This is a genomic window from Streptococcus pseudopneumoniae, from assembly GCF_001070815.1.
GTDB lineage: Bacteria > Bacillota > Bacilli > Lactobacillales > Streptococcaceae > Streptococcus > Streptococcus pseudopneumoniae_P.
On the sequence record NZ_JVLX01000017.1, the window covers coordinates 13,877 to 35,447 of the forward strand.

Annotated in this window: 3 protein-coding genes; all 3 read left to right on the forward strand. The window is 38.2% G+C overall.

The window, feature by feature from the left end; all coding sequences use genetic code 11:
* The first annotated feature begins 232 nt into the window (after positions 1 to 232).
* The 3 genes from ADG81_RS01790 (at position 233) to pfkA (ending at position 21,545) form a co-directional block, all read left to right on the forward strand.
* Positions 233 to 17,221 carry a mucin-binding protein gene (locus ADG81_RS01790; RefSeq protein WP_049550727.1) on the forward strand — a complete coding sequence of 5,663 codons (16,989 nt, stop codon included), beginning with the start codon at positions 233 to 235 and terminating at the stop codon, positions 17,219 to 17,221.
* A gap of 133 nt (positions 17,222 to 17,354) precedes the next feature.
* The gene (locus tag ADG81_RS01795) at positions 17,355 to 20,456 is read left to right on the forward strand and encodes a DNA polymerase III subunit alpha (protein WP_049550728.1); all 3,102 of its coding nucleotides are present in this window, start codon (positions 17,355 to 17,357) and stop codon (positions 20,454 to 20,456) included.
* An 81-nt stretch (positions 20,457 to 20,537) separates the two neighbouring features.
* Positions 20,538 to 21,545 carry a 6-phosphofructokinase gene (gene pfkA, locus ADG81_RS01800; protein ID WP_000820863.1) on the forward strand — a complete coding sequence of 336 codons (1,008 nt, stop codon included), beginning with the start codon at positions 20,538 to 20,540 and terminating at the stop codon, positions 21,543 to 21,545.
* The last annotated feature ends 26 nt before the right edge of the window (positions 21,546 to 21,571 follow it).

The following is a 21,571-nucleotide window of genomic DNA, read 5'->3' on the forward strand; positions in this document are numbered from 1 at the left end:
CTCCAGTAAAATTATACTTTAATTTATTATATCAAAAAAGCAAAAAAAATACCAAGATAAAGTCAAAAACAAAATAGTATATAAATATAAACAATATCAAAAAACGATATATATATATATATATATATATATATAATTATTTCTTTCTTGAACTGATAGCGTTTTTGTGATAAAATATATACTATATAATTGTAATTCGAAATTACATAAAAAAATGTGGAAAGTGAACATTATGTATAAATCAAAAAGACAAAAAAATAAATCTTTTGATTGGTATGGCTTGAGCCAACGTTTCTCTATTCGTAAGTATCATTTTGGTGCTGCGAGTGTGCTGTTGGGGACAGCCTTGATTTTGGGTGCTGCCCAAACGACTGCCAAAGCAGAAGAAACAGCTACTGAAAATAAAACAGAAGCTGTGGCATCTGCTCCAAAAGATGATAAGGTAAGTGAGAATGTCGCAAATGTGACGACACCAGCTCTTTCTGCTACGACAGAAGCGGCTGTAGTAGAAAAGCCAACCTTGAGTGATGAGGAAGTTGCAAAATTAGCTGCTGAAGCATCTAAGAAAGATGAAAAAGTAGCTGAGACAGCTACAACTGAAAAAACAGAAGCAGCTGACAAAGAAAAAGCAACACTAACTGCTCCTTCAACTGACAAAAAAGCTGATAAAGCAGTTGATGAAAAAGCTGATAAAAAGGATGAAAAGAAAGCAGAAAATCCAATTACTGCTACTAAAACTGTCCTTGAACAGTTGACATCTGAAGCAGAAGTATTGAACACAACTGCCTCAAATTTTGCGGATAAAAAGGCAGAAGATAAAGCTGGAAAAGAAGCAATCGCAACCGCAGTAGCTTCAGCTAAAGTCCAAATCGAAGCATCTAAGAAAGCCCTTGCTGCTGGAGAAATCACTAAGCAAGAATTGGATGCCCAACTCCAACGTATCTCATCAGCTATCGAAGCAGTTTATGCTGAGATGAAACGTGCAGGACACAACGGTAAAATCGAAGGATTATTAGATGGTACTGCTACAACGACAACTGGTGCTAGAAATAATCCGCCAAAAGAGCTTACTGTTATCCAAAATCCTATGGCTCTTGATGAAGAAGAAGTGTTAACAATTATTAAAAACGTGCGTAACGCTAATCCAGGGTTAACTTTTGATGATGAGATTATAGTTTCTAAAACTGGGGCAAATGGAAATGCTGGTGGAGTAACAATTAAATACGCGGATGGAAGTCCAAGTGTAACTTTTGAATCAGGACGTGTAGTAACTTCTACAGCAGGAGCTAAGAACCTTGAACAATTATCTGATTCTATCAACTGGTTCGATTTTGCTACAGCGAAAATCACTTATACAGATGGATCTACAGCATCTCGTGTTAAATATTTAGATACTCCAATTAATAAAACATTAACAGCAGCAACAGGTTCTACAGGTCGTACGTTTTCTGGTAAATTCACGATGTACCGTGAAGTAACATTAGGGAAAGACTACGTAGTAGATGGTTTTACTTATGTAAAAGGAACAAAAATCAACTCTACTGAAGATGCTTTTCTAAAAATGGGGATTGCAAAATATGAGCAACACTTGTACCACGATGGTAAGACACAAAATGGTGGGGAAATATATGAAGCCCTTCAAGAAGGGATGAGATTCAACGTTCCGACTAAAGTAGAAGGATACAATCTTGTTGCGACAGTTGCTAAACTTGGTCCAAAAGATGTTAAAACAAATGTAGGTAAAGATAAGGGTTACACAGGGAATACTCTACGTTATGACACTAAACATCCTACCGGTCAAATTATTAAAGACGATAAAACAGGTGAAGTTAACAATCTATCTAAAATTGTAAATGGTCCAGATGGTGGTGGTCGTGGAGTAGATGTTTTATTAACTACTATTAATAAAGATTATAGTTATTTAGATAAAGCTGGTATTTCTACAGCTCATAGAGAGTTTAGAGATGACGATTCAGATTTTAAACCTACTGGGGAAAAACGCGAAGGTCTTGTTGCTTTCACATCTTCACGCGACAACTCAAACTTCGGGGTGACATTATCGGTTGGTGCAACATTTAATGGTGTACCAGTAGCAGTTAATGCTATTGTAGCTGACGGAGATGAATCAGGTAACCGTGAGTTTTCACAATTTGAAACAGATGGAACAAACTGGTCTGAACTTATGGAGTTACACTGGGATAACCGTCAAGTTGATGCAAATAAAAGAGTTGTTGAAGCGGCAAATGGTAATTTAGTAGTAACAGATAAAAACGGGAATGTATACCTTGACAGTAAAGGAAACCCTATTATTATCAATAGAACGAAACAACTCCAAGAAGAAAAAGTTCAAGAAGGGGCAAATTCATACACTCGTTACTATCTAACATCTGCGGATGGTTATAAAGTTGTTGTTTCAGAAAAAAATAAAGCATTAGCATTAGATGATTCAGGTAATCCTTATGTCTATGACAAAACTGGAGCAGTATCAACGACTACAAAAGAAGGTATGTTTAAAGAACTTTCTGATGGCAACCGTCAATTAGTTGATGCTGAAGGAAGAGATATCTATTTAGGGTTTAATCATGCTACTGCCGGTTTAGAAACAATTGTATTACCAGCTGGAGTAACGAATCCAGAATTCGTATCAGATACTCCTGAAGATACTAGAAATGGCTGGAAAAAGACAAAATTATATGGAACAGTAAATGGTGTACGTCAAGAGATAACAAAAGATGCATATGGTCACTCTCTTGTAGGGTCTAGTGGTTACCTATTCGAAGAGTGGACTCCAGGTAATCGTGATAAGGGAATGGTGTTTGAAAAACTTACTAAAAATCCACCTAGAGTAGCGAATGCAGGAGATATCGGAGATTTTAGCCGTTATGGATATAATCCAAACGAATGGGCGACTACTTCAGAAGTGTATGGTTCTAAACTATTTGGTTCTAACATTACAGCGTTTAGTTCAAAAAATAGATTGCCTATTGCTTTATCTCAAGATGTAAAAAACCTTTCATTCTATGGTAACTCATCAAGTTCTGTATCTGGAGTTATTGGTTTTATCATTTATGATGGAGGAGATGCTCCAGCATCTTACGGTTCTGCACAACACATTATTGGTAACTTTAACAAAACAGTAAACGGTCGTGAGGTAACTGCTACGCAACCATTTATTGGAAACCAAAAAGCAGACGTAGACTTCCGTACTTCAGTGAATGAACCTTCAGGTGCATGGACTTTAGATGACTTAGTTCATTCTGAAAAATATCATGAAATGTCAATTGGGGCTGAAGCAGCAAATGATAGTGAGAGAAAACGAGTTATTAACCAAAAAGGTGAAGAAGGTGTGTTCTTAATCACTTCATCAGGTAATGCAGTTATTCGTAAAGATAATGGAGAACAAATTGCTGTTAAACAAGGAGAAATTCTTACAGCAATGGATGAAAGAACAGGTACACCAGTAACAGGTGTATATAATCATGCAACACGTATGCTTGGTCTTGGTTCTCTTCCAGATGAAGGATTAGATCAACTTGTTGATCCTGAAGCATTAGATGATAATGGTGAAAAAATTGGTAGAAAAGAGTATACACTTCGTCAAGCTTCTGATACAGAATATGTATTATATGGTGTTCGAGCAAATCCAGGTCAATTTAATGAAAAAGCTTATCTACGTGGGTGGGTAGACTTTGACGGGAATGGTAAGTTCGATAGTTATGAAGAGTCTGAATTAATTGAAGTTACACCAGATAAAAAGACTTATAATATTCGATTCAAAAATATTCCACAGCTATTAGATACGTCTATTGATAAAGTAGGTATTCGATTAAGAATAGCTTTACCAGTTAAAAATGATAAAGGACAGGAAGATAAACAATTAGCATCACCAACAGGAGTTGAGGCTAGTGGTGAGGTTGAAGACTTCCAAACACACGTAATTCACTATCCTCGTGGAACAAGACACACTACTAAAGATTACCAAGGAGTAGAACAAAAAATTAAAATTCCTACAAATGCAATGTTCATTGCAAATGGTAAATCACGTGAATCTAACTATCAAAACTGGGTGCAAATTAATAACACTAGTCTATCACCTAAAATTGTATTAACAGATAAGATTGTAGCTTCAGAAGAAGCCGTTGCAGATGCAAACTTACCAGAATTGCCATCTAACTATCGTAAAGGCGCAGATGGAACAATCTTCGTAGAGAAAAATGATGTTACAGTCTACTCAGGGAAATTTGTAACAGTTAAAGATGCAAAAGGTAACTTATTAGGAACAGCGCTTAAAGTAGTAAACCCTAACAATAACAAGACTGAGTATTTAATGACTGAGTATAATGAATATGATAAAGTAGGTAATAAAGTAGGGACATATAAAATTAATCCTGAAAACAAAGGTGCAAATAAATTAACAGATGCAAATTACTATGAAACAACTGTAACATTTAAGCCAGAATTAGGTTATGTAGGTACTGCAACAGGTATTGCTATCCGTGCATGGGATGACAATAATAGTTCTACTGGATGGGAAGCAACACCAGAAACAATTGCAGCATCTAATAACCAACCTAACTTAGCAGATAAGGATAGAATTAACGGAAACGTAAATGAAAATGTCAATAAGGCTAAATCAATGGATACAGTCTATATACCAACTGTAATCGATATTAAACCGGTAGGTAAAGATGAAACAACTATCGATGAACAAGGGAAAAAGCAAAAAGCATCACCGAAAATCCCAGATCACGGTACAGTAGAATCTATTAACAATGAAACGATTGATGGAGCTAGAATTGATAAAGCACACGTTCTGATTGATAAATCTAAACCTATTGAATTCTCGACTGTTCAAGCTATACCTGGAAAAGTTTACACAGAAGATACAAAAGTAACAGAAGAAACAGTTGTCACATATGAAGACGGTGGTACTGCAACATTTAAACCTGTTGATAAATTACCTGCTGGAACAGTAGTATTTGATCAAAATAAAGCATATACTGTAACTGGAACAGGTAACATTACAGTTAATAAAGTTAACTATGGTGGGGGGACTGTACCTAAAGGTGCTATTCTAACAGGATCTGAACCAACAGCACCTATTGATATTACAGTTAATCGTAATGGCTCAGAAGTTGTAGTTCCTAAAGGTGAAAAACTTAAAAAAGGTGACGTTCTTGTTACTCCATTACCAGTTCAAGGTGGAACTCAACGTACAGAATGGACAATGACGTACCACACAGGAGATACAATTCCAGGGAAACGTACTTCTACAGATGTTACTTTAGCTAATGAAATTACAATTGACCAATTGTTAAAAGATAAAGGTGATTCAATAACATTTAATGGTGTAACATATACTAACAATAATGATGTGATACCTAAAGGTACAATTAGTCATGGTGCTGCGGTTGATTTAATGAACGTTAAACTTCCAAAAGCAACACACGTAAATCCACAAACTGGAGAAGTAACGACTGTAGCTCGTCGTTATACTAAAGTAACGGCAAATGAAATCGTCATTGAAAATGAAGGGACTTATACATTAGTTCCTAAGACAACTACAAATGAAAAAGGTGAAACAGTTTACGAAGATGCAACAGTTGTCTTCACTCCACATCCAAGCTTCGTAGGTGTAGGTACTGGAGTAACATTAAGACAACCCGATGTTGACTATCCAACAGTGGCAGATCCAGATAAGGTTACTAGACGTTACGGAACTGACTACGGTTATGCGAAATACACACCAACAGTAACTCCGAACTTAACAGCTACTATCACACGTAAGATTCACTATGTTTACGAAGGTGATACATCTACAGCTGCTAAAGATAAAACACCAATCTTAACAATCGACGGTAAACCAGTTACAAACGAACAAACATTAACATATAACCGTGATTACATTGTTATGTCTCAAGATGGACAAACTGAAAAAGATATCACAGTAGCATCAGCTATGACTTTAGAAAGTCCAATTACTGTTGTTCGTAAAGGTGACCAAGTCGTTAAAGAAGCTACTACAGTAACTAAATTAAAAGCTGGAGATGTTGTTAAAGCTGGAACACAATTACCAGCTGGAACAGTAATCGTTGGCGCATGGAAAGCAATTAACCCAGAAAATGATCACTTTACGGATATCATTTCTCCAACATTAAAAGGTTATACAGCAGAGGTACAATTACCAGAAGGCGAATATACGAAGAGTGAGAAAAATGGAGTACAATCTCATGTACGTTCATCAAATCAAACTCCTGTAGGAGTATATACACCAACTATTAAAGATGGTAAAGTGAATACTCAAGACGTAGGTGCTTATGAACCAATGGTATCAGCAGTACGTGCAGACAACAAAGATGATTTTGATGTTTATGTATACTATAAAGCTGATAAACAAGTAGCTCGTGTTGTATATATCGATATGGATGCTGCAAATAATGCAGACCAAGGTGTATTAGAAACACATACAGGTTCAACATTAGAAGCTAATAAATCAGCGACAGATACAATCACAAAAGATGAAACACTTTACGGTGATTCAGCAACTCGTATCAAGTACTCAACAGCAGCAACTATTGCGAAATATGAAGCTATGGGATACGAATTAAAACGTGATGGATTCACAAATGATGATGATGGAAATCGTATCGTCGGTGGACGTAAATTCGACGAAGAGTCAGTAGCAGATTCAGTAAATGCAGGTGAAAAAGCACAAAACCAAACATTCTATGTATTCTTAGGACACAAACGTGATACAGGAGCTAAGACTGAAAGAGCTGATGTAACACGTACAATTAACTATAAATACAAAAAAGATGGTTCAAAAGCAGCAGAATCTGTAACAGAAACATTGAACTTCACACGTAACATCACTATCGATATGGCGTTAGCAGCAGCTGCCTTCCCAGAAGATACAGCTACATTCAATGCAGAAAATACTAAAGCTACTCCTGAAGAAAAACAAGCAGCGCAAGCTAAGTATGCTGAGGTAGAAAAACAATACAATGCAGCAGCAGAAAAAGTTAAAGAAGATTCTACTACAGCGCAAGCATTAGCAACAGCAGATAAGGATGTTACAACAACTGAAAAAGCATTAGCAGATGCTAAGAAAGCAAACAATTCATTAGTTATTACAAGTGAATCTACACAAGCTCAGAAAGATGCTAAAGCGGTAGTAGAAGCAGCTTTACAAGCAGCGCAAACAGCTTACGATAATGCATTAGCAGCTCGTAATACAGCTAGAACAAACTACCTAGCAGCAGCTAACTCAGATTTAGCTAAAGCAGTAATCACTACGCAAAAAGCTCTAGAAGCAGAAAATGCGAAAGTAGCAGCAGCTAAAGCAGAATATGAAGCCAAAGTGAAAGATAACAATGCTTCTGATGCTGATAAGAATGCAGCGTTAACTAAGTTTACAGATGCAATAGCACTAGCAAAAACAGCAGCAGTAAATGCAACAGCAGCGCAAAAAGCATTTACAGATGCTAAAGATGAAAAAGAAGCATTAAATGATGCGAAAGTAGCAGAAGCAGTTAAGAATCAAGCAATTCAAGATCGTGCTAACACTACTCAAGCAGCTAAGGAAGCAGCTCGTCAAGCATATTATGATGCAGTAATTGCTAAAGTTAAAGAGGAATCTAAGAAAGAAACTCCAGACAAGAATAAGGTAGCAGCTGTGAGCTTTGGAGAATGGAAAGCTCTAGGAAGTTCAGCAACGAACTTACCAACAAACGAACAATTATCTGAAGCTGAAAAACAATCTGATAATGCGTTCAACCATGTAACATCACCAACTATCACTGGTTACTTAGCAGATAAAGTAGCGATTGATAAAACTGATGCAATTGACCCATTAGCGGATGATTACGAAGTAGATGTATTCTATGAACAAGGTGAACAACGTGCAATAGTTAAGTTTGTAGAAGTAGACGCTAATAATCCTGATACTGTAATTACACCAGGTGTAGCTGAAGACTTAGTGGAAATTGGTAAAACAGGTGATAACTTCGCAACCCTTAACACAGCGGCAGTAAAAGCAGCTATTAAGAAACTAGAAGATAAAGGTTATACATTAGTATCTGATGGATTCGAAAATCCAGGAACTGGTGTAAGCAATACAACATTTGATAATGATCCTAAGAAAGATCAAGAATTTGTTGTTAAAGTTAAAGCTAAAGTAGTGGATATTCCATCATTTGATCCAACTAAACCAGTAAGTAACGATAATCCAAAACCAACTCCAGGTGTAATACCAATCGATCCATCAAATCCATCAGGACCGAAATGGACTGAAGACTTAATCAAAGCTGTAAAAGTTCAAGAAGAAGTAACTCGTACAATTAAGTATGTTTACGAAGATGGAACAGAAGTACCAGCAGACAAACTTGCAGATGTAGCGGATAAGAAAGTTAAGACACTTAAATTCACTCGTCCAGGTAAGATTAATGTAGTAACAGGAGAAATTACTTACGGAGATTGGTCAGCAGATCAAACATTCGATGCAGTAACTTCACCAATTATCGAAAACTACATAGCAGCAGTTGCAGGAGTAACTCCAACAACAGCGAATGTACCAGCTAAGACTGTAACAGCTACAGATAAAGACTTCGAAGAAGTTGTAGTGTACAAGAAAGCTAAACCAGTAACGATTACACCAGATGCGAAAGTTCCAGATCCAGAAGATCCAAATACACCAGCTGATAACCCAATTCAACCAAATAAACCAATTGATCCAAACAATCCAGAAGGACCAAAATGGACTAAAGAGTTGATTGATAAGTTAAGAGCTGCTCGTGAAGAAACAGTAACACGTACAATTACGTACAAATACTCTACTGAAACAAGCGAACTAAAAGCTGAAGATGCAGCTAAAGCAGGTCAAACAGCGGCTGATACAGTTACAAATTCAGTAACATTCAAACGTCCAGTAACAATCGATCCAGTTACAAAAGAATTCACTTACGGAGATTGGGTGGCTGATAATAACGACACTACATTAGAAGGTAAAGCTGATTTACCAGTAGTAGCAGGATATGTTGCAACTGGTGATGTAGAAGGTTCTAAGAAAGATGTAACTGACGTTAAAGCAACTGATAAAGATATTACTGAAAATGTAGTCTACAAAACAGTAGGTAAATATGTACCAGTAATTCCAGATGGAATCACACCTCCTGCAAATACAAACGTAGATCCAAAACCTTATAACAATGATCCACAAGATGGTTCAAAAGTTAAAGATCCAGATCCAACGAACCCAGTGGTACCAGGAACAACAACACCAATCGTTCCACAAATCCCAGGAACTACACCAGTAGGACCAGATGGAAAACCATTGAAACCAGTTGATTCAAACGATCTAAGTAAAGGATACGTACCACCAACACCAACAGATCCAACGAAAGATACATCAATTATCTACGTTAAAGATGGATCACAAGTTGCGGTAGTACACTTTGTAGATGAAAAAGGTAATTCAGTAAATGAATCAGTAGTTGAAACTGGAGATACAGGAAAAGAAATTAGTAAATCTAATGTAGATAAAGTTAAAGCTGCGTTAGAAGCTAAAGGATATGAAGTAGTAGCTCCAACAGATGCACTTTACACAACAGATAAAGAAGGATTCTACAAAGAAGCAGACCGTAAATTTGACGCTGTAAGTGATAAAGCTACAGGAGCAACTGATGAGAAAGTACCTAGCCAACAATACTATGTAATTGTTAAAGCGAAAGAACTTCCAGTCGTACCAACTAAACCAGTAGATAAAAACGACAAGCCAGTTGACCCAACAGATCCAACAACTCCAAACAAACCACGTGATCCAGAAACTACGGTAACACCAAAACCAACAGATCCAGTACCAAACGATCCTAAAGGACGTACTTACGGTGAACTAGGATTGGTTGAACAAGTTACTCGTACAATCGATTACGTATATGATAATGGAACAAAAGTTGAAGAAGACAAACTTGGAACTGCAAAAGATGAAAGAACTAAGACTCTAACATTCACACGTAATGCAAAAATTAATGCTGTAACTGGAGAAGTGACTTACTTAGACGCTAATGGAAATGCAACTACTAAAGAAGCAGCTCCATGGACTCCAGCAACAACAGATACATTCAATACTGTGAACTCTCCAGTAATTGATACTTACGTATTGTTAGATTCTAATCAAAAAACAATTACAGGTGAAACAGTAGTAGCAACTGATAAAGATATCGCTCATAAAGTTGTTTATAAGAAAGCAGGAAGTATTAAACCGCAAATCCCTGCAGGAGTTAACCCGTTAACACCAGCAACTGATACACCATATCCAAATAATCCACAAGATCCAAGTGGAGTATTAAAACCAGACCCACCAAAACCAACGGATCCAACTCAACCTAATGGACCAACAACTCCAGTAATTCCTGAAGTACCAGGGTACACACCATATGGACCAAATGGTAAACCATTAGAAAAAGATCCAAATGGCGGATACAAAGTTCCAGATCTTCCAACAGATCCAACTCAAGATACACCAATCGTGTACGTGAAGAATGGTTCACAATTAGCAATTACGAAATTCGTAGATGTTGATGGAAATGGATTAGCACCATCTGTAGTAGACTCAGGTGATGAAGGTACAAACTTCACGAAAGATGGAGATGTAACAGCAACAATCAACGCTATCTTAGCTCGTGGTTATGAAAAAGTTGAAAACAAAAACAATGAAAAACCATATCCAACAGAAGCAACAGATAAAGTGTTCGATAAGGATTCAGCAACTAACCAAGAATTTACTGTAACGTTCAAAGCTAAAGAACTCCCAGTAGTTCCTACTAAACCAGTAAATCCAAACAATGAACCAGTTGATCCAACAGATCCAACAAATCCAAACAAACCGCGTGATCCTGAAACTTCAGTAACGCCAAAACCAGAAGATAAAGTACCAAACGATCCAAAAGGACGTACTTACGGAGAATTAGGATTAGTAGAAGAAGTTACACGTACAATCAACTACGTGAAGAATGATGGTTCTAAAGCTGCAGACACAGTTAAAGAAACATTAACATTCACACGTAAAGCGAAAATCAATGCTGTAACTGGAGAAGTAACTTACTTAGATAACGATGGGAATGCAACTACGAAAGAAGCAGCTCCATGGACACCAGTAAATGGTGATAAATTCGCTGAGAAAGTCTCGCCTTCAGTAACGAACTACACACCAACAGTAGAAAAAGTAGCTGAGAAAACAGGTGTAACAGCAACAGATGAAGATATCGTTGAAACAGTAGTGTACAACCCTTCAACAACAAACGTTGATCCAAACCCAGTAACGCCAGGTGAAAATCCAGATCCAAATAAAGTAGTAGAAAACGATCCTAAGAAACGTACGTTGAAAGAATTAGGATTAATCGAAGAAGTAACTCACACAGTTCACTACAAACTTGAAGATGGATCAGATGCAGGAATTGCAGACAACGTTCAAAAAGTAACATTTACACGTACTGCTAATATTGATTCTGTAACAGGAGCAATCCTTGAATATGGTAAATGGACACCAGAAACGAAAGAATTTACTGCAGTAACAACTCCAGCTAAAGATGGATACATTGCTTCAGCGAAAACATCCACAGCAAATGCTAATGTAGGAGCGACAGATAAAGATACAGAGGAAACAATTATCTACCGCAAACTTGGTTCATACGTGCCAGTAGTTCCAGCAGGTGTAACACCTCCAGCGGACTTCGATAAGACACCAAAACCATATCCAAATGCGACTCCAGAAGATCCAACAAAACCAGGAACTCCAACTACAACAACAACGATTCCTGAAATCCCTGGAACAACTCCAGTAGGACCAGACGGAACACCATTAACGAAAAATCCAAATGGTGGATACGACTTACCACCAGTACCTAAAGATCCAACTCAAAATACTACAATCACGTATGTTAAAGACGGATCACAAGTAGCAGTAGTTCACTTCATCGAAGTAAACAGCGAAACTGATAAGACTGAAAAAGGTGCAGTAGCGAAATCAATCGTTGATACAGGAGATACAGGAAAAGCCTTCACAAAAGGACAATCAGTAACAGACACAATCAACGCATTGAAAGCTAAAGGATACACAGTAGTAGAAAATGGATATCCAGAAAACGGAACATTTGATGCAGATGCAACTACAAACCAAGAGTACAAAGTGTTAGTAACTGTTAAAGAAATCCCAGTAAGTCCAGATAATGAAACACCAACTCCAAATACTCCAATCAATCCACAAAATCCAGACGGACCAAAATGGACACCAGAGTTAATCAAAGAGTTAGAAAACGGACTTCAAGAAGACGTTAAACGTACAATCAAGTACATCTACTCAGATGGAACAGAAGTACCAGCGGATAAACTTACAGATGTAGCTGACAAGAAAGAGAAAACATTAACATTCAAACGTTCAGCAACAATCAACCCTGTAACAGGTAAGATTACATTTGGAAACTGGACTCCAGATAAACAATCATTCGAAGAAGTAACATCACCAGCAATCGACGGTTACATTGTGGACAGAGCAACTGTACCAGCTAAAGAAGTAACAGAGACTGCAGGAGATATTACAGAAGTAGTAGTGTATAAGAAACTTGGTTCATATGTACCAGTAGTACCAGAAGGAGTAACAGTACCGCCAGGAACTGATACAACACCTAAGGTATATCCAAAAGATCCAACGGATCCAACAAGACCAGGAACACCAACAACAGTGATTCCTCATATACCTGGAGTAACTCCATTAAATCCATCTACAGGTAAACCATTAGAGCCAGTAACACCAGGTAGACCAGAAGACGGATATAAAGTACCACCAGTACCAACAGATCCAACACAAGACACTAACATTGTTTATGCTAAAGATGGTTCTCAAGTAGCAATCGTTCACTTCGTAGATGAAGATGGTAATGCAGTTCATACTTCATTCGCAGAAGCAGGAGATGTAGGATCTAAATTCACTAAAGCAGGTGAAGTCGCTAAGATTGTTACAGAATTAGAAAAATCTGGATACAGTGTAGTTCCAAATAAAGCAGGTCAAGCTGAATACCCAGGAAAAGACGGAGAATTCGATAGCGTTGATGATAAAGGTGAAAACGGAGTGTCTCAAGTTTACTACGTAACAGTAGCTAAACCAGTTCCAGTAACTCCAACAGATCCTAAGAACCCTAACGAAGATCCTAAGAACCCTAACCCAGGAGATCCAATCGATCCGAATAAACCGGACGGACCAAAATGGACTGAAGATGCTCTTAATAAACTAAACAACATTAAGACAGTAACTCGTACAATTACTTACGTTAAAGCTGGTACTGATGAAGAAGTATCATCAACTGAAGCACCAAAAGTAACTGACAAAGTAAACTTTAAACGTACAGCAATTGTAAATCCAAAAGATGGTTCTCTAGTAGGATACGACACAAATGGTGACGGTAAAGCAGATGTACCAGCAACTGACACTGACAGTGGATGGACAGCTGTTAACAACGACACTACATTTGATAAAGTAACATCACCAGTAGTTAAAGGATATGTTCTGAAAAATACAGCTCAAAAAGAAGTAGCAGAAACAACAGGCTTAACTCCTAAATCTGATAATGAAACTATCAAAGTAGAGTACGTACCAGTTGGAACATGGACACCGAAAGTACCAGAAGGTGAAACACCAATTAATCCAATTCCATATCCAAATGATCCAAAAGATCCAGGAAAAGTTGTAGATCCAAACGATCCAATAAATCCAAACGATCCAAACAAACCAAGTGTACCAGTGATTCCACATATCCCAGGAACAACACCAAAAGATCCAAATGGAAATCCACTGAAACCAGTTGATCCAACAGATCCATCTAAAGGATATGTACCACCGACACCTAAGACTCCAACTGAAAATACTGAAATTAAGTATGAAAAAGATACTCAAAAAGCTATAGTAAAATATGTTGTTGAAGGAACAACTAAAGTTCTTCATAAAGAAGAACTAACAGGTGATTCGGGAACTACAATTAACTATACAACAGCGAATAAGCTTGCTGACTTGAAAGTACTTGGATATGAATTAGTAACTGACGGGTTCACAACAGCGACAGATAAGAACTTCGATAAAGATACAAAAGTTGATCAAAACTTCGTTGTAACAGTGAAACCAAAAGTTGTAGACGTTCCACCATTTGATCCAACAAATCCGAACGATCCAAATACTCCAAAACCAGGACAACCAATTGATCCAGAAAATCCAAATGGACCAAAATGGACTGAAGAGCTAATCAAGTCATTAGACACAACTAAACATGTTAACCGTACAATTTCTTATGTGAAAGAAGATGGAAGCAAAGTTGAGTACTTAGATAAAGATGGAAACAAATCTACAGCCGATGTAACTGACAAAGTAACATTCACTCGTGAATTGAAAGTTAATGTTGTAACTGGTAAGATTGTTGATCCTAATGTAGCTTGGACATCTAAAGACACTACATTCGATGCAGTGAAATCACCAGTAGCTCCAGGATACGTTCTGAAAGATGCAACTCAAAAAGTAGTAGCAGAAACTACAGGATTAACTGAAAACTCTAAAGATGAAACTATCAAAGTAGTTTACGTACCAGTAGGAACATGGGTGCCAAATGTACCGAAAGGTGAAACACCAATCGATCCAATTCCATATCCAAATGATCCAAAAGATCCAGGTAAAGTTGTAGATCCAAACGATCCAACAAAACCAAACGATCCAAATAAACCAAGCGTACCAGTGATTCCACATATCCCAGGAACAACACCAAAAGATCCAAATGGAAACCCACTGAAACCAGTAGATCCAGAAGATCCAACAAAAGGATATGTACCACCAACACCTACAACACCTACAGAGAACACTGAAATCAATTACGAAAAAGATACTCAAAAAGCAGTAACGAAATTCGTAGATCCAAGTGGGAACCCAATTCCAGGTGTAACGAACATCGAAGAAACTGGTAAATCAGGTGAGCCATTAACGAAAGCAACAGAAGTAACTACAGAAATTGCTAAGTTAATTGCTAAAGGATATGATCTAGTAAGCAACAACTATGGTAAAGATAATAACGGAAACTTTGACAAAGATTCTGGAAAAGATCAAGAATACACTGTAGTGTTAATACCACACGTTGAGCCAATTAAACCATTTGACCCAACAAATCCAGACGATCCAAATACTCCAAAACCAGGACAACCAATCGATCCAAATAATCCTAATGGACCAAAATGGACTGAAGAGTTAATTAACAAACTTGAAACTACTAAACACGTTACTCGTAAAATCACTTATGTAGAAGATGGTACAGATAAAGAAGTTGCAGACAAAGCAACTGACAAAGTAACATTTACTCGTGAAGCTAAGATTAACGTTGTTACAGGCACTATCGAATATGGTAAATGGACTCCAGTAAACAACGATACTACATTTGATAAAGTAACATCACCAGTAGTTCCAGGATACGTTCTGAAAGATCCATCTCAAAAAGAAGTAGATGAAACTACAGGATTAACTGAAAACTCTAAAGATGAAACAATCAAAGTTGTATACGTACCAGTTGGAAAACTTGTACCGAAAGTACCAGAAGGTGTAACACCACCAACTCCAACGCCTTACGATAATGATCCTCAAGATCCAGGTAAAGTTGTACCACCAAGTCCAACGAAACCAACAGATCCACAAGATCCAAATAGTCCGAAAGTACCAGTAATTCCTTATATCCCAGGAACAACACCAAAAGTTCCACAAGACCCAACGAAACCAGTGGATCCAAACACTAACCCACTTGTACCGTTGAAACCAGTGGATCCAAAAGATCCATCTAAAGGATATGAAGTACCACCAGTGCCAACAGATCCAGGTACGGATACACCAATCGTTTATGAAAATGATAAACAAAAAGCTATCACTAACTTCGTAGATAACAATGGTAAAGTAGTATCTGATCCAGTAGTAGATCAAGGAGATTCAGGATCTAAATTCACTAAGTCTGGAGATGTTGAAAGCAAGATTAAAGAACTTGTTAAGAAAGGTTATGTTGTAACAAGCAACGATTACCCTTCAGCAGATACAGATAGAGTATTCGACAACGATAAAGATAAAGATCAAATCTTCAACGTTAAAGTTACTCCATTAATTGTACCTACAGATCCAAATAGCCCTGATCAACCACAGGTGCCAACTGATCCAACGAAACCAGTAGGTCCAAACAACCCACTGAAACCAGTAACACCATCAACGCCAGAACCAGGTAAACCAGTATTCCCAGAAGATCCAAACAGCCCAGTATGGCCTGAAACAGTGAAAGATATGGTTACAGAAACAACTGCAACTCGTACAATCACTTATGTGGATCGCAATGGAAAAGAAGTCGCAGCTACTCACACTGAAACAATCAAGTTCAAACGTACTGCGAAAGTGAACCTAGTAACTGGAGATATCACATATGGTGAATGGATAGTAGTAGGCAATGATACTATCTTAGATGGTAACAAGTTACCGAAAGTGGATGGATATATCGCTCGTGGCGGAGATATCGAATCATCTCAAAAAGATATTAAAGCAACAGCAGGTGTAAACATCACTGAAAGAGTTGTTTACGACAAACTTGGATCATGGATTCCAAAATTACCAGAGGGACAAACACAAGTTCCACCAACTCCATATCCAAACGATCCGACAGATCCAACGAAACCAGGAACAGATAGACCACGTGTACCATACGTACCAGGATTTATCCCTGTAGATCCAAATGGAAATCCATTGAAACCAGTTGATCCAAACGATCCAACGAAAGGATATGAAGTACCGGTTGTACCGGCAGATCCAACTCAAGATACGCCAATCAAGTACATCCCTGTTCCTAAGCCAAATAATGGTGGTGGCAACAATGGAGGCGGAGGTGGTAATACACCAACTCCACAACCTCAACCAAATCCAACTCCTCAACCAGAACCTAGTCCTGCACCAAATCCTGTTCCAGTGACACCTGAGACTCCTGAACAACCAGTAGTTCCAGTGGCACCTGAACAACCAGCAGAGCCTGCTACACCACAGTATATGGATGGTCAACGTGAACTTCCAAATACAGGTACAGAAGCACACTCTAGTCTTGCAGCACTTGGACTTCTAGGAGCCTTAAGTGGATTTGGATTGATTGCTCGAAAGAAAAGAGAAGATGAAGAATAATCATTTTGATTCTCATTAGATGCTGACTTGCAATCAGATAAAGAAAGAACTTGAGATTTGCTATCTCAGGTTCTTTTCTTTCTCTTTTTGAAAATGGTATAATATAGTGAGAACAATAGAGGAGAAGTGTAAATTGATCGCACAACTAGATACAAAAACAGTCTATAGTTTTATGGAGAGTGTCATTTCGATAGACAAGTATGTGAGAGCAGCTAAAGAATATGGCTACACTCATCTGGCTATGATGGATATTGACAATCTTTATGGGGCTTTCGACTTTCTAGAGGTTACAAAAAAATATGGCATTCATCCTTTATTAGGGCTGGAAATGAATGTATTTATAGATGATAAGGATGTGAATCTGCGTTTTTTAGCTCTATCTAGTGTGGGTTATCAGCAGTTGATGAAACTTTCAACAGCCAAGATGCAGGGGGAGAAAACTTGGTCAATTCTGTCTCAGTATCTAGAGGATATTGCGGTCATTGTGCCCTATTTTGATGGACTGGATTCGCTAAATTTAGGCTGTGATTACTATATTGGAGTTTATCCAGAAACACTGGCCAGCGAATTTCATCATCCTATTTTACCCCTTTATCGAGTCAATGCCTTTGAAAGCAGGGATAGAGAAGTTCTGCAAGTTTTAACAGCGATTAAAGAAAATCTCCCCCTCAGAGAAGTTCCCTTGCGCTCACGACAAGATGTCTTTATATCAGCAAGTTCTTTAGAGAAATTATTCCTAGAACGATTTCCGCAAGCCTTGGACAATTTAGAAAAGCTTATTTCAGGTATTTCTTATGACTTGGATACTAGTCTGAAACTGCCTCGCTTTAATCCTGCTAGACCAGCAGTAGAAGAGTTGAGAGAACGTGCTGAATTGGGACTTACTCAGAAGGGGTTGACTAGTGAAGAATATCAAGACCGTCTAGACCAAGAATTGGCTGTTATTCATGATATGGGCTTTGACGATTATTTCTTGGTTGTCTGGGATTTGTTGCGTTTTGGACGTTCGAATGGTTATTATATGGGAATGGGACGGGGTTCTGCAGTTGGTAGCTTGGTTTCCTATGCTTTGGATATCACAGGGATTGACCCAGTAGAGAAGAATCTCATTTTTGAACGTTTTCTCAATCGTGAACGCTATACCATGCCAGATATTGATATTGATATCCCAGATATTTATCGTCCAGATTTTATCAGATATGTTGGTAATAAATATGGCAGTAAACATGCGGCTCAAATCGTTACTTTTTCTACCTTTGGGGCTAAGCAAGCTCTTCGAGATGTCTTGAAACGTTTTGGTGTGCCAGAGTATGAATTATCTGCAATTACCAAGAAAATCAGTTTTCGTGATAATCTCAAGTCAGCTTACGAAGGCAATCTACAGTTTCGTCAGCAAATCAATAGTAAGTTAGAATATCAAAAAGCCTTTGAAATTGCTTGCAAGATTGAGGGCTATCCAAGACAAACCTCTGTCCATGCGGCTGGTGTTGTGATTAGTGACCAAGATTTGACAGACTATATCCCACTAAAGCATGGTGATGAAATTCCACTGACTCAGTATGATGCTCATGGAGTTGAAGCAAGTGGACTTTTGAAAATGGACTTTCTGGGACTGCGAAATTTGACCTTTGTCCAGAAGATGCAAGAGTTGCTTGCTGAATCAGAAGGTATTCACTTGAAAATTGAAGAAATCGATTTAGAAGACAACGACACCCTAGCTTTGTTTGCGTCTGGTAATACAAAAGGTATCTTTCAATTTGAGCAACCTGGTGCTATTCGCCTGCTCAAACGTGTGCAACCAGTCTGTTTTGAAGATGTTGTAGCAACTACTTCCCTAAATCGACCAGGTGCTAGTGATTATATCAATAATTTTGTAGCTAGAAAACATGGGCAGGAAGAAGTGACTGTTCTAGATTCAGCTCTGGAGGATATTTTGGCTCCAACTTATGGCATTATGCTCTATCAGGAGCAGGTTATGCAGGTTGCTCAGCGATTTGCTGGATTTAGTCTTGGTAAGGCCGATATTTTGCGTCGAGCTATGGGGAAAAAGGATGCCTCTGCCATGCATGAGATGAGGGCTTCCTTTATTCAAGGCTCCATAGAAGCTGGTCATACTGCGGAAAAAGCAGAGCAGGTCTTTGATGTCATGGAGAAGTTTGCAGGTTATGGATTTAATAGATCTCATGCCTATGCATACTCAGCCTTGGCCTTCCAGTTGGCTTATTTCAAAACGCATTATCCAGCCATTTTTTATCAGGTTATGTTGAATTCTGCCAACAGTGATTACTTAATAGATGCACTTGAAGCAGGCTTTGAAGTGGCGCCTCTGTCTATCAACACCATTCCCTATCACGATAAAATTGCCAACAAGTCCATCTATCTAGGATTGAAATCGATTAAGGGAGTCAGCAAGGATTTGGCTCTATTGATTCTTGAAAATAGACCCTATTCCAACATTGAAGATTTTATAGCTAAATTACCTGAGAATTATCTGAAACTTCCTCTGCTAGAACCTTTGGTAAAAGTTGGTCTTTTCGATTCATTTGAAAAAAATCGTCAAAAAGTATTCAATAATTTAGTTAATCTATTTGAATTTGTAAAAGAGTTAGGAAGTTTGTTTGGAGATACTATTTATAGTTGGCAGGAATCGGAAGATTGGACGGAACAAGAAAAATTCTATATGGAACAAGAGCTTTTAGGGATAGGTGTCAGCAAACATCCCCTACAAACTATCGCAAATAAAGCTATTTACCAGATTACACCAATTGGGAATTTGTCAGAAAATAGTTACGCTATTATTTTGGTTGAAGTTCATAAAATAAAAGTAATTCGTACCAAAAAGGGCGAAAACATGGCTTTCTTACAGGTAGATGATAGTAAGAAAAAATTGGATGTCACTCTCTTTTCAGACTTATATCGACAGGTTGGGCAGGAAGTAAGAGAAGGAGCCTTCTACTATATTAAAGGGAAAGTCCAGTCACGTGACGGTCGTCTGCAAATGATTGCACAAGAAATAAGAGAAGCAGTGGCTGAGCGCTTTTGGATTCAGGTGAAAAATCATGACTCGGATCAAGAAATCTCGAGAATTCTAGACCAATATAAAGGCCCAATCCCAGTCATCATCAGGTATGAAGAGGAACAGAAAACGATTGTTTCTCCCAACCATTTTGTGACTAAATCCACTGAATTAGAAGCGAAATTAGGTGGAATCGTTATGAAAACGATTTATCGCTAAAATTACGGAAAATAGAGGAATTTTCCAATTAAATGTGATATAATCAGTAAGAATGTTAAAAGAAAAAGGAGCATAACCAATATGAAACGTATTGCTGTTTTGACTAGTGGTGGAGACGCCCCTGGTATGAACGCTGCCATCCGTGCAGTAGTTCGTCAAGCAATTTCAGAAGGAATGGAAGTGTTTGGTATCTATGATGGATATGCTGGTATGGTTGCCGGTGAAATTCATCCCCTAGATGCAGCTTCAGTAGGGGACATCATTTCTCGTGGTGGTACTTTCCTTCACTCTGCTCGTTACCCAGAGTTCGCTCAACTTGAAGGGCAACTTAAAGGGATTGAGCAATTGAAAAAACACGGAATTGAAGGTGTAGTTGTTATCGGTGGTGACGGATCTTACCACGGTGCTATGCGTTTGACTGAACATGGCTTCCCAGCTATCGGTCTTCCGGGTACAATCGACAACGATATCGTGGGTACTGACTTCACAATCGGTTTCGACACAGCGGTTACTACTGCTATGGACGCTATCGATAAGATTCGTGATACATCATCAAGTCACCGTCGTACATTTGTTATCGAAGTTATGGGACGTAACGCAGGTGATATCGCTCTTTGGGCTGGTATCGCAACTGGTGCTGATGAAATCATCATTCCTGAAGAAGGCTTCAAGATTGAAGATATCGTAGAAAGCATTAAATGTGGTTATGAGTGTGGTAAAAAACACAACATCATCGTCTTGGCAGAAGGTGTGATGTCAGCGGCTGAATTTGGTCAAAAACTAAAAGAAGCTGGAGATACAAGCGACCTTCGTGTAACAGAACTTGGACATATCCAACGTGGTGGTTCTCCAACTGCGCGTGACCGTGTATTGGCGTCACGTATGGGTGCCCATGCTGTTAAACTTCTTAAAGAAGGTATCGGTGGTGTTGCGGTTGGTATCCGTAATGAGAAAATGGTTGAAAACCCAATTCTTGGAACTGCAGAAGAAGGAGCATTGTTTAGCTTGACTGCAGATGGTAAGATTGTGGTTAACAACCCACATAAGGCTGACCTTGAGCTATCTAGCTTGAATAAGAGCTTGTCATAATTTATAATTTAGTTAATAAGACCAAA